The sequence below is a fragment of the Pseudomonas sp. RIT357 genome, from assembly GCF_000632245.1.
In the GTDB taxonomy this organism is placed as follows: domain Bacteria; phylum Pseudomonadota; class Gammaproteobacteria; order Pseudomonadales; family Pseudomonadaceae; genus Aquipseudomonas; species Aquipseudomonas sivasensis.
Window position 1 is genome coordinate 199,961 of record NZ_JFYX01000047.1, and the last position, 15,241, is coordinate 215,201.

The 15,241-nt window shown below is 61.0% G+C and carries 13 protein-coding genes; 1 reads left to right on the forward strand and 12 read right to left on the reverse strand.

Features of this window, described 5'->3' with window-relative positions:
- Positions 1-2 precede the first annotated feature (2 nt).
- The 8 genes from BW43_RS03335 to BW43_RS03300 are packed head-to-tail and all read right to left on the reverse strand — an operon-like array spanning position 3 to position 9,848.
- Positions 3-767, reverse strand: coding sequence for an SDR family NAD(P)-dependent oxidoreductase (locus tag BW43_RS03335; RefSeq protein WP_032890937.1), 765 nt, complete (start codon positions 765-767; stop codon positions 3-5).
- Complete coding sequence (locus tag BW43_RS03330; protein WP_032890939.1) at positions 764-1,501, reverse strand: 3-oxoacyl-ACP reductase family protein; 738 nt, start codon at positions 1,499-1,501, stop codon at positions 764-766. Before BW43_RS03330 ends, BW43_RS03335 begins: the two co-directional genes overlap by 4 nt.
- 9 nt (positions 1,502-1,510) lie before the next feature.
- On the reverse strand, positions 1,511-4,378 hold the full coding sequence (locus tag BW43_RS03325) for an aminotransferase class III-fold pyridoxal phosphate-dependent enzyme (RefSeq protein ID WP_032890941.1): 2,868 nt from the start codon (positions 4,376-4,378) through the stop codon (positions 1,511-1,513).
- A 44-nt stretch (positions 4,379-4,422) separates the two neighbouring features.
- Positions 4,423-5,640, reverse strand: coding sequence for a beta-ketoacyl synthase N-terminal-like domain-containing protein (locus BW43_RS03320; protein WP_032890942.1), 1,218 nt, complete (start codon positions 5,638-5,640; stop codon positions 4,423-4,425).
- A complete protein-coding gene (locus tag BW43_RS03315; protein WP_032890943.1) occupies positions 5,637-6,935 on the reverse strand; it encodes a beta-ketoacyl synthase in 1,299 nt (432 codons plus the stop codon). Before BW43_RS03315 ends, BW43_RS03320 begins: the two co-directional genes overlap by 4 nt.
- Positions 6,932-7,993 (reverse strand): beta-ketoacyl synthase, encoded by a 1,062-nt coding sequence (locus BW43_RS03310; RefSeq protein ID WP_032891085.1) that lies wholly within the window; start codon positions 7,991-7,993, stop codon positions 6,932-6,934. Before BW43_RS03310 ends, BW43_RS03315 begins: the two co-directional genes overlap by 4 nt.
- A gap of 1 nt (position 7,994) precedes the next feature.
- Positions 7,995-9,269 carry a beta-ketoacyl-[acyl-carrier-protein] synthase family protein gene (locus tag BW43_RS03305; protein ID WP_032890944.1) on the reverse strand — a complete coding sequence of 425 codons (1,275 nt, stop codon included), beginning with the start codon at positions 9,267-9,269 and terminating at the stop codon, positions 7,995-7,997.
- A gap of 9 nt (positions 9,270-9,278) precedes the next feature.
- Positions 9,279-9,848: an acyl carrier protein gene (locus tag BW43_RS03300; RefSeq protein ID WP_032890945.1), complete on the reverse strand. Its 570-nt coding sequence runs from the start codon at positions 9,846-9,848 to the stop codon at positions 9,279-9,281.
- Positions 9,849-10,173: 325 nt separating this feature from the next.
- On the opposite strand from BW43_RS03300, the gene nadA reads away from it, so the two are divergent.
- Complete coding sequence (nadA, locus tag BW43_RS03295; protein ID WP_032890946.1) at positions 10,174-11,232, forward strand: quinolinate synthase NadA; 1,059 nt, start codon at positions 10,174-10,176, stop codon at positions 11,230-11,232.
- 138 nt (positions 11,233-11,370) lie between these two features.
- Here nadA and BW43_RS03290 read toward each other — a convergent pair whose 3' ends face one another.
- The 4 genes from BW43_RS03290 to BW43_RS03275 all read right to left on the reverse strand — a co-directional run bounded on the left by BW43_RS03290 (position 11,371) and on the right by BW43_RS03275 (position 15,099).
- Complete coding sequence (locus BW43_RS03290; RefSeq protein ID WP_032890948.1) at positions 11,371-11,859, reverse strand: RDD family protein; 489 nt, start codon at positions 11,857-11,859, stop codon at positions 11,371-11,373.
- 94 nt (positions 11,860-11,953) lie between these two features.
- Complete coding sequence (locus BW43_RS03285) at positions 11,954-12,166, reverse strand: cold-shock protein (protein ID WP_003365337.1); 213 nt, start codon at positions 12,164-12,166, stop codon at positions 11,954-11,956.
- 392 nt (positions 12,167-12,558) lie between these two features.
- On the reverse strand, positions 12,559-13,683 hold the full coding sequence (gene gcvT / locus BW43_RS03280) for a glycine cleavage system aminomethyltransferase GcvT (protein ID WP_032890950.1): 1,125 nt from the start codon (positions 13,681-13,683) through the stop codon (positions 12,559-12,561).
- Positions 13,684-13,722: 39 nt separating this feature from the next.
- Entirely contained in the window at positions 13,723-15,099 is a 1,377-nt protein-coding gene (locus BW43_RS03275; RefSeq protein ID WP_032890951.1) for an L-serine ammonia-lyase, read from the reverse strand.
- Positions 15,100-15,241 lie beyond the last annotated feature (142 nt).

A 15,241-nucleotide genomic window follows, 5' to 3' on the forward strand; every position in this document is an offset into this window, starting at 1 on the left:
GGCTACATCCCCAACCCGGCGCCGCCGTCGATCATCAGGCTCTGGGCCGTGACGCCGGAGGCCTCCGGGCTGACCAGGTAACGCACCATGGCGGCGACTTCATCAGCCTGGATAAAACGGCGCAACGGCAGCTTTTTCTTGGCATTGCGCAGGATCTGCTCCTGACTGATTCCGGCAATACTGGCTTGAGTCGCCAATTCGCCTTGAAGCATTGGCGTATCAATCCAGGCTGGCAAAATCGCGTTCACGGTAATCCGGCGCGGTGCCAGGTCCAGCGCCAGTGCTTTTGTCATGCCGATAATGCCGTGCTTGGAGGCGCAGTAAGCGGTGTTGCGGACCTTGCCGATGCGGCCCAGGATCGACGACAAATTGATGATTCGCCCTCGGTCCGCCAGCAGTGGCAGGCACAGCGAAGTGACATAAAAGGTGCCGTTCAGATTGACCGAAATCACCTTGTGCCAGTTGTCCAAGTCCTCCGGTTCGTTCTCGTTGCAGACACCGGCGCTGTTGACCAGGACATCGATGTAACCGAGGCGCACCGACAGGTCGTTGAATAACGCTTGCACGCTCGCAAGGTCGGCGATATCGACGCCATGGGTTTCGATGCTTGCGGCAAATGCCCCGTTGCCGACCCAGCTTTGTAGCTGGGCCAAGTCACGGTCCACCAGGATCAGGCGATGGGCTTCGTCGGTGGCGAAGTGTTCCGCGACTGCGCGGCCAATGCCGTTGGCGGCACCGGAAATAAAAAAAGTTCGAGATGCGCTCATGGCATTTTCAACCCGCCATTGACCGACAACACTTCGCCGGTCACATAGGTGGCGCGGTCGGCCAGGTACAGCACGGCCTCGGCGATATCCCCTGGCACGGCAAAGCGCTTGATCAGCAGACGCGACTGGACCTCCTGCTCGTGGGTTTCGAGCAAGGCGGCGGTCATGTCGGTGCTGACGATCCCCGGCGCCACCGCGTTGACGCGGATATTGCGCGGCGCCAATTCGACCGCCAGGGCACGTGTCAGCGCCTCCACACCTCCCTTGGCGGCGGCGTAGCTGCTTTGGCCTTTGCCGGGCTTTTGCGCCGCCACCGAACTCAGGTTGATGATGCAGCCTTGACGCTGGCGCATCATGCCGGGCACCACCTGTTGGCAGCAGAGCAGTGTGCCGATCAGGTTGGTCTGGATCACCTCGCTGATGGCCTCGACCGAGAGCGTTGCCAGCAAACCATCCCGAGTAATCCCGGCGTTGTTGACCAGCAGGTCGATGCGTTCGAAGTGTTGTTCAACCTGTTCGAAAAACGCCTTGATGCTGTGGGCGTCGCTGATGTCGCACTGCGCGGTAAGGCATTCGCCGCCCATCTTTTCGACTTCATCGCGCACCGCCAGGGCCGCCGCTTCGTCACGCACGTAGTTGAATGCAACCCGGTAGCCGGCCTCGGCCAGTGCCAGGACAACCGCTTTGCCGATGCCGCGACTGCCTCCGGTGACTACCGCTGTTTTAGTGGTCATGGCCGTTCCTTAGAGTGAGTTGTGGGTCTTGAACTGCGCCAGGCCAAAGCCATGGATCGCCGCCAACGCACGAATCTGCTGCACTTGTTCGCGGCTGATGTCGCCGTAGGAGTAATGCTGGGTAATTCCCGCAAGCCCCATCAGCACCGACTCGGCCATGCAGGCATACAACTGGCCCTGTTTCAGGTAGGCCCGCACATTCGGCGCGAGCCCGTCGTCGAACGGCGTCTGGACAATGCCACCGTGCATGTACAGCACGTCGCTGCGCTGGGTGCCGATCGCTTGGTCAACGTTCAGCGGCACGGCGATGTCGCAGATCACGCTGTGTTCGGCGAAATGCCCAGCGTCGAGAAACGGCTGCGCTGCGTTTGCCGCACACAGCACGATGCGTGCGCGCTTGAGTGCTTGCAGGTCATCGGTGACGGTAATGAAGGCGTTGGCCCCCAGGCGTTCTTGCACCAGGCGCGAGACCTGCAGGCCCAACTGCGAGCTGCTGCCGAAGTCCTTTAGCAGCGCGTGAATGCCGTCGATGTCGAGCAGGCGCTGCGCCAGCAAGTCGTCGCTGGCCGTGCCCTTGAGAATCGAGCGGGCCGCGTCGGCGTAAATCAGATGGGCGGTTTTTTCCAGACGGCGCAGCGAGCCATCGCGGCCGCTGCCAATCAGGATCACGTGGTCGACAGCGGCTGACAGCAGCGACGCATAGGTCGACGCCACGTTACCGGCCGCGCCGACCACGGCTGCCGTTTGTGCGTGCAACTCAAGCCCCTGTTGTTTGCAGCCTTGCTCGATGGCCTCAAGGCCCATGCCGATGGTCAAGGCGTTACCGGACGTCAGCGCCATGTCCGGAATTTTCAGGGCCTGGCAGTTGTTGGTCACGATGGAGGTGTACATCCCCAACCCGGCAACGCGGTAGCCATCGGCGCGTGCGTCCAGGATGCGATTGCCGACTTCTTTGCGAATCACGTCGAGATCGCCGCTGATGATGTAGTCCGCCATGGCGTTGGAGTCCATGCACAGTGGGTACAACGTGAACTCCACGGCCATGCCCAGCTTCGAGCGGATCACCACCGGGCCCACGGGCGCCGCCCGGCGTTCCGGTGCGGTGCGTTGCATGAACACACATTTTTGTTCGGTGCTTAGTTGGCCGAGTGAGGGATCGACATCACCGAGGATGTCGGCATCGATCAAGTGATTGATAAAGGCCACGCGGGCGACGATGGGGGTGTCCTGCGGGGCGTTGGGCAGGGCGTTGACCTGGAAGCCGGTGTCGCGCGGCGCGACCGCCGGGATCAGGTCATTGCAAATGGTAGCGGCCAACGGGAACGCATCTCCGCGTTGCAGCATGTCGCAGACCTTTTGCAGGGCTTTGATCAGCCCGTCGATCTCGGCGAATGTGATGCAGGCGGGCGGCTCCAGGCGGATCACATTGGAGTTGCTGCCCGAAGGCGCCACGCGCAGGGCTTCAAACTGCAAGAGGTAGCCGGCAATCAGGTAACCCAAGGCGTCGTTGTACTGGGCTGAAGCCTGCACCAGCGAGCTGTTGGTGCTTTGGTCGTGCAGCTCAAAGCCCAGCAACAGGCCGCGGCCCCGCACATCGGCGATCACCCCCGGGTAGGCCGCCTTGAGCTCAAGCAGTGAGGCCTTTAGGTATTCGCCCTTGGTGTGCACGTCCTTGAGCATCGCTTGGTCATCGGCAAACAGACGATTGAGTGCCGAGAGGGCGATGTGGCAGGAGGCATCGTCTTCGGCGAAGGTCGAGCTGTGGATATAGCTGAAGTCTTTTTCATAGTGGCTGCTGCGAATCACGGTGGCCGCGATCTTCATCAGGCCACCGCCCAGCGCTTTGGACAGGCAGTAGTAATCGCCTTGCAGATTGAAATGACTGCTGGCCAGGAAGGTGCCGGTCCGTCCGAAGCCCGACTGCACCTCGTCGATAATCAACGGGCACTGCTGCTCGTTACACAGGCGACGCAACGCCCGGTAAAAATCAGTCGAGAATTCGATGATGCCGCCTTCGCCCTGGATCGGCTCCATCAGTACGGCGGTGATCGCGCTGAACGCATCGCGCTTGACCAGCAGTTGATCCCCGCTCCATTGCAGGCTCAGCCAATGTCGGGTGTGGCGCGCGGGCAGCTCCTGGAGTTGATGGGGTTGCTGGGGGTCAATGAACTCCACGTTCAGGCCGAACCGCGCGAACGGCTGGCGATACTGGCGGCCGTACGTCAGTTGCACAGTGTTGACCAGTTTGCCGTGAAAACTGCCGCGCAAAGCGACAAAGACCGGCTCGACATGCAATTCGGCGAGGTTGTGCTGGCGCACCGCTTCAACCACCTGGCGCACCGTGGCCGTGTTCAGGTGCGCGGGCAGCAGGCCTGCCGGCAAGTCGAGGTCAGCGACATCCACTTCGCGGTAGGCGCGGTCGCTGGAGGTCAATTGGGCCAGGGTGAAGTCGAGTTCGTCGAACTGGCGTTGCAGGTTTTTCTGACGACGAAACTCGGCATGTTTGACGGCAATTTCGACCGCTTCTGCACCACTGTTGGAAAAGGTCGAAATGTATTGTTCGTTGTTCTTCAGCTCGCGATTGAAGGCTTCGCTCAACGCGCGCGCTAGGGCTCCGGCCGTGCCGCGGATCGACATCTGGGCGTTAAAGGGCACGTCATTGCGCAACAGTGTGCAGAGCTGTTCGACAAACTGCGGGTCGTTGTGACCAAACAACGCCGCGCCATAGCCACCGAGAAAATCCGTCACGGTGACCTCGTCACCCTTGCGGTTGCGGTAGAACAATTGACTGCCCAGTGCGCGTTTGAACTCACACTCAAGCCCCAGGGCCTGGAGCAGATCTACAAACTTTGGGCGAACAAAATCACGGTAATCCATCACATCCATGTCCTATAAAAGAGGAGGGTGTTGTACAAAAAACGTCAGGCGTTATTGGCCTGCTCGCTGTACTTCAATTGGTAACAAGCGCTGAAACCGTTGTCTTCGCGGTTGAGCACCAGGCAATCGGTGAGCGTCGTTGAATAGGGAGCGCCCATCACAAAGGGCAGGTGCGCGGCCACGGGTTGGCTTAGCCCGGTAATTGGTGGCACGCGCTGGGCGAGCAGGGCGCAGCGGGCCAGGATCAGGTCTGCCAGGCTGGGAGCCGCACTGAGCAGGCCGGTCACCGGCACGCCACTGGTGATGTGGGCGCCGCCGGTGCGGCCCAGTACGTGGCTCAATTGCCGATCTTTGTCGGGCGTGCCGGTGCCAGTGCACACCAGCAGATCGGTTGGCTGGTCTGGCAGGTTCAGTGCCTCGAGAGAGACATGGGCGGTCATTGTTTGCAGGCAGACCTGGGGTTCATCCCCCAGATCCTCGCGACGGCGCAACACCAGGGCTGCCGCGCCTTCACCCGCGATACCGCCCGTGCCTTGCGCGTCGAAAGCTCGCAGGGTCTCCGAGCCGTCCGCACTGATGGTGCCGGCCTGTACCAAGGCGCTGAGTGCCAGGGCATCGAGTTCGCTGCCCGCACCGACAATGATCGCTACATCAATGCGCCCGCTCTGCAACGCGGCACAGGCTTCACGCAAGGCTGCCAGGTTGCCGGAGACGCCCTGCATGTAGGCGTTGCATTCACACTCCAGCTTGAGCGCCAGGCTGGTCACGCCCAGCAGGATATTGCTCAGGCCCTTGAGCACCAGGAACGGATCCTGCGCCCGCTCCTGCAAAATACGTCGGGCCAGCAGGTGCATGTCTGCCCCTTCGCCCTGGCGGCATTCGTGGAGCAATTCGCCGTAGGACGCCAGAGAAGGATGGGTGTATCCACCCTGGCAGCAATAGAGCCCATAGGTCAGGCCGTCTGCACCGGGTGTTAGGTCGGCATCGGCCAGTGCCTGACGAACCGCGCTGACACCCCAGATGACGGCGGGCGTGCAGTAGCGTTGCAGGTTCTGCGCGAGGTCCTGACGACTGCGTTGATGATCGTCATAGTGGATCTGGCCAAAGGCCGTGACCCGCTCGCTGTGAAACTGCAAGGAGCGCAATGGCTTGATCCCGCTGCGCGACTCGCAGGCCGCAGTCCAGAACGCGTCCACGCCCCATCCGCTGGCCAGGACACAGCCGCTGCCGGCGATAGCGATGGGTGTTTGTGCGGCACTCATTGTGCGTGCTCCTGGTATTTGCCCAGCACCAGGCAGGTATTGAGCCCACCGAAGCCGAATGAATTGCTCAGCGCCACGTCAACTCGGCGGTTGACCGTCTGATGGGCGCAGTAGTCCAGATCACAGTCGTCGGCGGCGCTGTGCAGGTTGAGGGTCGGGGTAATCCGGTCGTGCTGGCAGGCCAGTGCGGTGACGATGAACTCGGGTGCGCCAGCGGCGGCGATCAAGTGCCCGAACTGGGACTTGTTGGCGCTGATTGCCAGCCGTCGATAGTGCTCGTCTTGGGCGAATACCGACTTGATGGCCAGGGTTTCGGCGGCATCGTTGAGCGGGGTGGACGTGCCGTGAGCGTTGATCAGGTCCACCTGTTGCGGGCGGATGCCGGCATCGTGCAAGGCGGTCTGCATCGCCAGGGCGGCGCCTCGCCCTTGCGGGTCGGGTGCGGTGACCTTGTAGCCGTCCAGGCTGCTGCCAAACCCCAGCACTTCGGCATAGGGCACGGCGCCACGGGCAAGGGCGCTCTCCAGGGTTTCGAGCACTACAAAACCACCGCCTTCGCCAGCAACCAGGCCGCTGCGATGGCGATCGAATGGACGGCAAAGCCCGTCGCCCCAGCGTTGCTCGCTGCTGGCTGCGCCCAACAGGTAAAGCGCGGTCATGGTGTCCAGGCTCAACACCGAGTCGGCCCCGCCGGCGACAGCGACGTCGACTTCACCCCGGCGGATCATCTGGAAGGCATTCCCGATGGCCTGGGACGCCCCGGCGCAGGCGCTGCTGATGTTGATCACCGGGCCTTCGCAACCGCTGTCGTCAGCGATCACCCTGGCCAGCCGGTCGTTGCTCTGGCACAGCGAGTGGGCCGCACTGACCTGGTCAGCCTTGGCCATCAAGTGGCGCCATGCAGGGCAAGCCTGCTGCTCGCCGGACACGGTCAGCAGCATGTCCTGAATGTTGTGGGCCGGTGCGCCGGACGCGCACAGTACGGCCGCATCGCGCAGTTGTGCGGCGCTCAGGCCGCTGTCGGTGATCGCTTGGCTGGCCGCCACCCAACCCAACTGGCTGCGTTTTTCCAGGGGCATCTGCCAGGCGCGATGGCCTTTCAAGTAGTCCGGCAGTTGGCGGGTGTCTACTGGCGCGGCGTAACGCACCGGGAAGCTACCGTCGGCCACGCCTTCGGGTTGCCATGGGCGGATGCAGTGCTCACCGCGCAGCATCTGCGCCCACATTGATTGCCATTCGAAACCGAAACCGGTCACGGCACCCAGGCCGGTTATCACAATCCTTGGTGGGCTCATGCCTGTTTCTCCATGGCTTCTTTGGCCAGTAATACGGCGCCCCAATGGCCCGCACGGCTGTGATTGAGCAGCAATGTGTACCCATCGCGCTGGTCGTGAAGGGTCAGGGCGATTTCAGTCAACAGGGCGCTTGCTCCCAGGTCGCCGGTCATGGGCCGGGAGCTGTGAAGCGTCGCCTGGGTGTCTGCGAGCAGAAGCGGCAGGAAGGGGGTGTCCGGCGCGGCGACGACATGTGCTACGTCGCGCAAACCTACTTTCTCTCGGCTTAATGCTTGTTGGATGACCTTGTGCGCCACGGCGTTCGAGCGTTCGGGGCAAGCACTGTAACCACGGGCGAACCCGGCGATGCGCAAGGCGCCGTGGGTTGGCGTGCACGACGTCAGCAACAGGCACGCTGCGCCTTCCCCATAACGATCCGGCTCCGGGAGTGCAGGCTGTTCGGTGCTGTCGCGCAGGTACAGCGCAGGCGAGAGGTTCGGGCTACTGCTGACCACAACCCCGGCGTCGGCTCGGCCACCGGCGATGTGTTCGAACGCCTCAATCAGCGCATCGACTCCCGCATTTCCCTGTGAGCAGAAACCGCCCATCGGGCCACGGCAGTGCAGCGCCTCGGCTACATAGGCCATGACGCTGCTGTTGAGCATCATCAGTGCGTGCAGCGGCGGGGTATAAGCGAAGAGTTGTGCGAGCAGTGCGTCCGGTTGTTCGGCGATGGCCTGCACGGCTTCCCAGCAGGAACTGGGGCCGTCCACTTCCGGAATGGCGGCCATCAGCGCCACGCGCTCGCCAGGCAGGTGCAAGTCATTCAACGGGCCGGCAAGCTGCCCGGCGCAATACAGCAAACGGGCGCCCTGAGGTTCGACGCTGCGTTGAATCTTGCGGTCGAACACCGTGGTGGGCAGTCGCGGTACGGTCACGGGATAGGCCAGGTGGTCCGGGGCAAAATCCAACGGCTGGGCGGCCCGCACCGGGCCATGTAAATCGGCGCACTCAGTGCCTGCGTGGTTGAACACCGACGCAGCGATCAAGTAGACGGGTTTTGTCTGGAGGCTGTTCATTTCATGCATTTCCCAACACCAGCGAACTGTTGACGCCGCCGAAACCGAACGAATTGGACAGCACCACCTTGATGGGCTGTTGCTGGGCTTCGGTCAGGAAGTTCAACTCAGGGAACTCGGCATTTGCCGGGTCATAGTTAAGGGTGGGGAGCAGCACGCCTTGCTGCAGACTCATCAGTGACAGCACCGCCTCAATGGCGCCGCTGGCCGCCAGGGAGTGGCCAATGGCCGATTTGTTGGCGGTGAATGTCATCGTGCTCACGGCGGTGCCGAATACCCGCTCAATCGCCAGGGCTTCACTGCGATCGTTGGCCTGGGTCGAGGTGCCATGGGTATTGACGTGATCGACGGCGTCGCAGTCCAAGCCGGCATTCGCGATGGCGGCTTGCATGCAGTGGGCGTAATGGCTGCCATCGCGGCTGCTGGAGGTGATTTTCTGCGCTTCGCAATAGTTGGCGTAACCCAGGACGCGGCCGATCGGGCTGGCCTTGCGTCGTTCGGCATGTTCCCTGGACTCCAGCACGATCATTGCCGCGCCTTCGCCGAGGACGAAACCGCAGCGGTCGTTCATGAACGGGCGGCTCTGTTGTTCGGCAGTGAGGTCGGCCCGCTGGCAAATGGCACCGAGGCCGTCGAAGCTGTAATAGGACAGTTCATGGGCCATCAACTCAACGGCGCCACAGATGGCCAAGTCGATCTCGCCGCGCTCAATGGCGCGAAACGCACTGCCGATCGCCATGGTGCCGGCCGCGCAGGCATCGGAATGGGTGCTGATATGGTCGCGAATGCCGAGCAGGTTGGCGATGTGCCAAGTCTGCTGATCAATCCGTCGAGCAAACGGGCCGCCCGCCAGTGTGTGCTGATCCAAGTAGCGATCAAGGTCGACGCTGCCGGCGTCGTCCATATAGCGGCTGGCCTCTTGCAGGTCACGGCTCACGCAATGCTTGTTGGCGCCGAGGAACACACCGCTGGCCGCGCGGGAGAAGTCCGCGGGAACCAGGCCTGCCTGCTGGAGCGCTTGCCTGGCAACAAACTCCGCGAGCAGGCACTGACGGGGCATTGGCGTGGCGCCCACCGCAACCTGAGCGCCAATGGCGTGCCACTGATCGTGATCGATATAACCTGCGGCGTTTACCGCAAAACCCAGCTCAGCAAACACCGGGTGTTGACGAATGCACGACCGCTTGGAGCTGATCTGCGAAAACAACGTTGCAGCGTCCAGTACCGTGGGCGCTACCAGCCCGTAGCCTGTGACTAAAACCTCTCGCGGCCCCATGAAAAACTCCTAGGCCGTTTCTGGCAAACGGGACGCGGCAAACTGCTCTACCAGTTGGCGAGAAATTTCGTCGCCTTCCAGCGGCGTCAGTCGCGCACTGCAACCGCCGCACACTACTTGGCGACGCTCATTGAGACGTGCCTGCTCGGCGTTGCACTCAGGGCAGGTGGCGGGCAAGTGGTCAAACATCCGGTAGCACTGTTCGGCCCAATTGCGCACGGTCGTGGCCGCGAACACATCTGCCGGCTGCATGCCTGGACGCAATTGGCCGGGCGCAAATGCGCTCAGGCTTTGCTCCAGAAGGTCTACGCCGGACTGGGTGATACGGCCTTTTTCGACCAGCTCGCTCACGTCGCCAAACACCGCTACCGCATGGTCCAGCACGCTGGTCTTGGGCAATGTGCAGCCGTAATGGCGACCTAGCTGAAAACTCAGGTCGACGATATCCAGGGAGTCGGCATTGAGGTCCTCGACGATGCTGCTGTGTTCGTTCACCTCTGTGAGGTCCATCACCAACAGCTGCGCGAGGATTTCGCGGGTAGTGGTAATGACGCTGTTCAAGTCCAATGGATTGTTCATCGGCTATCTCCCTATAACGCGTGAATGGGGGGCTAAGCAGTGGCGCTGAGGGGCCATTTGCTTGAGGTGATGTGTGAAGGCGGCGCAGCGTAAACCCTCCCCTGAGGGGGAGAGTCAATGTGCCATTACCCTTTTTTGTCGGACAATCGAACGCGTCAAAAGCCAGATTAGGCTTTTGAATCCATTCGATATTCTGTAGCCTTGCGCAGCTTCACTTTTAGCCGTGCTTGATGAACACAATCACTTCGTCCGGCGGCGCCCGAAGGGCTCCAGAGCCGGTGGTACACTCGACTTTCGCGCTACTGCGCCTGCAGGTCTTGCGAACATGACGCAGATATCTGAACGCCTACTGGTTCAAGCCCACCTCGACGCCAAGCAGCCCAAGGCCCTCAGCGCCGATGAAGAGGCGAGCCTGCGTGCCGCCATCGCCGCCGAGCTGAAAGCTCAGGACGCGGTATTGGTTGCCCACTTCTATTGCGATCCGGTGATCCAGGCCCTGGCCGAAGAAACCGGCGGCTGCGTCTCCGACTCCCTGGAAATGGCCCGCTTCGGCGCCGCCCACCCGGCCAAGACCGTACTGGTCGCCGGTGTGCGTTTCATGGGCGAGACCGCCAAGATCCTCACCCCCGAAAAACGCATCCTCATGCCAACCCTGGAAGCCACGTGCTCCCTGGACCTTGGTTGCCCGGTCGATGAGTTTTCGGCCTTCTGCGACCAGCATCCCGAGCGCACGGTGGTGGTGTACGCCAACACCTCGGCGGCGGTCAAAGCCCGAGCCGATTGGGTGGTGACCTCCAGCTGCGCGCTGGAAATCGTCGAAAGCCTGATGGACAACGGCGAGACCATCATCTGGGGACCGGACAAGCACCTGGGCACTTACATCCAGCGTCAGACCGGTGCCGACATGCTGCTGTGGGACGGTGCCTGCATCGTCCACGAAGAGTTCAAGTCCAAGCAGCTCGAAGACATGAAGGCGCTATACCCGGATGCAGCGATCCTGGTACATCCGGAATCGCCGACCGCGGTGATCGAACTGGCGGATGCCGTAGGTTCTACCAGCCAACTGATCGCTGCGGCGCAACGACTGCCGAACAAAACCTTTATCGTCGCCACCGACCGCGGCATCTTCTACAAGATGCAGCAGCTGTGCCCGGACAAGGTCTTCGTCGAAGCGCCCACGGCCGGTAACGGCGCGGCGTGCCGCAGTTGCGCGCATTGCCCGTGGATGGCGATGAACACGCTGGAGCGCACGTTGCAGTGCCTGCGTGAGGGCAGCAACGAGATTTTCGTCGAGCCGTCGGTGATTCCTCACGCTGTTCGACCGCTCAAGCGCATGCTGGATTTCACTCAGGCGGCGCGCCTGAAGCTGGCGGGCAACGCCTGAACCGAGGCGAGCTCGGTTAAAAATGTGAGAGGGGGCTTGCCCCCGATGACGGTGTATCAGTCAATAGAAATATTGAATGTACAGCCGCTATCGGGGGCAAGCCCCCTCCCACATGTAGATCTTTAATTAAGAAGGGTTTTATTTCTTTTGCTTCGGGATGCGCACTAACTGGGTGTCCGAATAGATGTCATGCCAGCCGCGTTTCTGTTTATCGAACAACGCCCAGATAAACCCCAGCCCCACGCACAACCACGACGCAATCGACACCACAAAGCGCAACAGCGCCTGCCACAGGCTGATGCGCGAGCCATCGGCGTTCTGCACGCGCACGCCCCACACCTGCATGCCCAGGGTCTGCCCGGAATGGGTCCAGAACTTGGCGAAGAAGCCGAACAGCACAAAGAACAGAATCGTCGACAGCAGCGGGTCGCCGTCCAGGGCACCGGATTCGGTGAGGGTGCGCATCCTGGCTTCGCCTAAAAATGCCATCCACACCAGCTTGTAGATAAATGCGGTGACGATCAGCAGGGCGGTGCACAACAGGAAGTCATAGAACATCGCTGCCAGGCGACGGCCCAGGCCAACGGCGGGGAATTCGCCTTGGGGGCTCAGCAGGGGTTTGGACATGGCAGGATTCTCTGAGGAAAAAACGCATTTTACGGAATCGCGTCCATAAAAAAGCCCCTGATGTCATATCAGGGGCTTTTTGTCGCAGTAAGGATCAACCTTCTGCTTGTACTTCGTCAGCCTGCATGCCTTTTTGGCCCTGCACCGCAACGAATGTCACTTTCTGGCCTTCTTTGAGGCTCTTGAACCCGTTGCCCTGAATAGCGCGGAAATGTACGAACAGATCCGGACCGCTTTCTGGAGTGATAAAACCAAACCCTTTTTCGTCGTTAAACCACTTGACGGTACCGCTCTGACGTTCAGCCATTTTCTTATTTCCTTGACGCTATAAATTGATGACAGCCCCTTTCACATGAAAGAGTACTGGGCTGGGTTGCAGGAAAGTAAGAGACGTCGAACGGGTTGTAGCACAACTACTTCAGCTACTGCCCAGGTCCAGGTTCCAAGCGACCCATGCAAACACAGTGGGCAAACTCTACGCCAACTAATAGAGAAAAAACAAGCCCTGCAAAACTCCATGTTTTGCTCGGCCTCATGACACTTCGTTGAATAATGTAGAGCGGACTTATTCGATAGATTCGCTCACTTGTTATAGCTGTACACCTATAACAATAACTATCGTGAATGCACTGTTTTATGGCGGTTGCGTTACAGATTAGTGCACGTTAACGCAACCGCGTTACTTATAGGAACAGTCAATCAACCACGATAGTAACGCTGTGGCACGAATGGCATTTTACTTACACGAAGCGGCACCTTTTTCCCACGCACCAACGCAGAGACTTCGGTATCCAGTGCAATGAATGCGCTGTCCAGGTAACCCATGGCCAAAGGGCCGCCGAGGCTTGGGCCAAAGCCGCCGCTGCAGACGCTGCCGATCACAGTGCCGTGCTCATCGACAATTTCTGCCCCTTCGCGCACCGGAGTGCGTTCCTGGGGTAACAGGCCGACGCGTTTGCGGCTTACACCGGTCTGCTGCTGGGTGAAGATTCGGTCGGCACCCGGGAAGCCGCCGGCGCGTGCGCCATCGGCACGGCGGGCCTTGGAGATGGCCCACAGCAGGCTGGCTTCAATCGGTGTGGTTTCGGTGTTCATGTCGTGGCCGTACAGGCACAGGCCGGCTTCCAGGCGCAGGGAGTCGCGGGCGCCCAGGCCGATGGCCTGTACTTCGCTCTCGGCCAACAGGCTGCGCGCGAGGCTTTCGGCATTGGCCGCAGGCACGGAGATTTCAAAGCCGTCTTCACCGGTATAACCGGAGCGGCTGACGTAGCAGTCCACACCCAGCAGGCGCAGGGAAGCGAACTGCATAAAGGTCATCTTGGTCACTTCCGGCGCCAGGCGCGCCAGCACCTTCACCGCTGCGGGGCCTTGCAGGGCGAGCAGGGCGCGTTCTTCGAACAGCGGCTCGATGGTGCACTGATCACCAATGTGTTTGCGCAGGTGCGCCAGGTCCTGGTCCTTGCAGGCGGCGTTGACCACCAGGAACAGTTCGTCGTTGCCCAGGTTGGCGACCATCAGGTCATCCAGGATGCCGCCTTGCTCGTTGGTGAACATTGCGTAGCGCTGCATACCTACCGGCAGGTCGATGATGTCCACGGGCACCAGGGTTTCCAGGGCCTTGGCGGCATTGGCGCCGGTCAGGCGGATCTGGCCCATGTGGGACACGTCAAATAACCCGGCGTGTTCACGGGTGTGCAGGTGTTCCTTCATCACACCCAGTGGATATTGCACCGGCATGTCATAGCCGGCGAAGGGCACCATGCGTGCGCCCAGTTCGATGTGCAGGGCGTGCAATGGGGTTTTCAACAGGGTTTCGGTGGACATATTCAGCTCCTGAAAAACGTGCTGCCGCGCCTTTAGGCGTCAGCACTCGATAATGTTGACCGCCAAACCGCCACGGGCGGTTTCCTTGTATTTGCTTTTCATATCGGCACCGGTCTGGCGCATGGTGCGGATGACCTTATCCAGCGAAACGAAATGCTGCCCGTCGCCGCGCAAAGCCATGCGCACCGCATTGATGGCCTTCACCGAGCCCATGGCGTTGCGCTCGATGCACGGCACCTGTACCAGGCCGCCAATCGGATCGCAGGTCAGGCCGAGGTTGTGTTCCATGCCGATCTCGGCAGCGTTCTCCACTTGGGACACGCTGCCGCCCAGCACTTCGCACAGCGCGCCGGCAGCCATGGAACAGGCCACGCCGACTTCGCCCTGACAACCGACTTCGGCGCCGGAGATCGACGCGTTTTCCTTGTACAAAATCCCGATGGCGGCGGCGGTAAGCAGGAAGCGCACCACGCCGTCTTCGTTCGCGCCTGGGATAAAGCGCATGTAGTAATGCAGCACGGCCGGAATGATCCCGGCTGCGCCATTGGTGGGCGCCGTGACCACGCGCCCGCCGTTGGCGTTTTCTTCGTTGACCGCCAGCGCGTACAGGTTGACCCAATCGAGCACCGACAACGGATCACGCAGCGCCGATTCCGGGTGCTTGCACAGTTGGCGATGCAGCGCGGCGGCACGGCGTTTGACCTTCAGGCCACCGGGCAAAATCCCTTCATTGCGACAACCGGCGTCCACGCAGTCCTGCATCACCTGCCAGATTTTCAGCAGGCCAGCGCGGGTTTCCGCTTCAGGGCGCCAGGCACTTTCATTGGTCAGCATCACTTGGCTGATGGACAGGCCGTAAGTGGCGCAATGGCCGAGCAAGTCCTTGGCGTGCTTGAAGGGGAATGTCAGCGGCGTGGCATCTTCGACAATCCGGTCGGCACCGGCGGCGTCTTCATCCACTACAAAACCACCGCCGACCGAGTAGTACTCGCGGCTGCGAATCTGGATGTTGGCAGCGTCGAAGGCACGAAAAATCATGCCGTTGGGATGGTAGGCGAGGGGCTTGCGAATCATCGCCAAGTGTTCTTTCTCGTTGAACGCAATGCTGTGTTCGCCGAGCAGGTTCAAGCGGCCATCGCTGCGCATCTGTGCCAGGCGTGCGGCGACGGTTTCAGTGTTCACGGTGTCCGGGTGTTCGCCTTCCAGGCCAAGCAACACAGCCTTGTCGCTGCCGTGACCTTTACCGGTGGCACCGAGGGAACCGTAGAGTTCCACCTTGATGCTGCAGGTGGTGGTCAGCAGGTTGTCACGTTTGAGGCCTTCGACGAATCGAGCGGCGGCGCGCATGGGGCCGACGGTGTGGGAACTGGAGGGGCCGATGCCAATCTTGAACAGGTCGAACACGCTTAAAGACATGAGTGGTTCTCCGGTTTCTTATTATGTTTTGGGTGTGCTCGGTCAGTGTGGGAGGGGGCTTGCTCCCGATGGCAGTGCGTCAGTCAACAGAGATGTTGAATGTAAAACCGCCACCGGGAGCAAGCCCCCTCCCACATTTGAT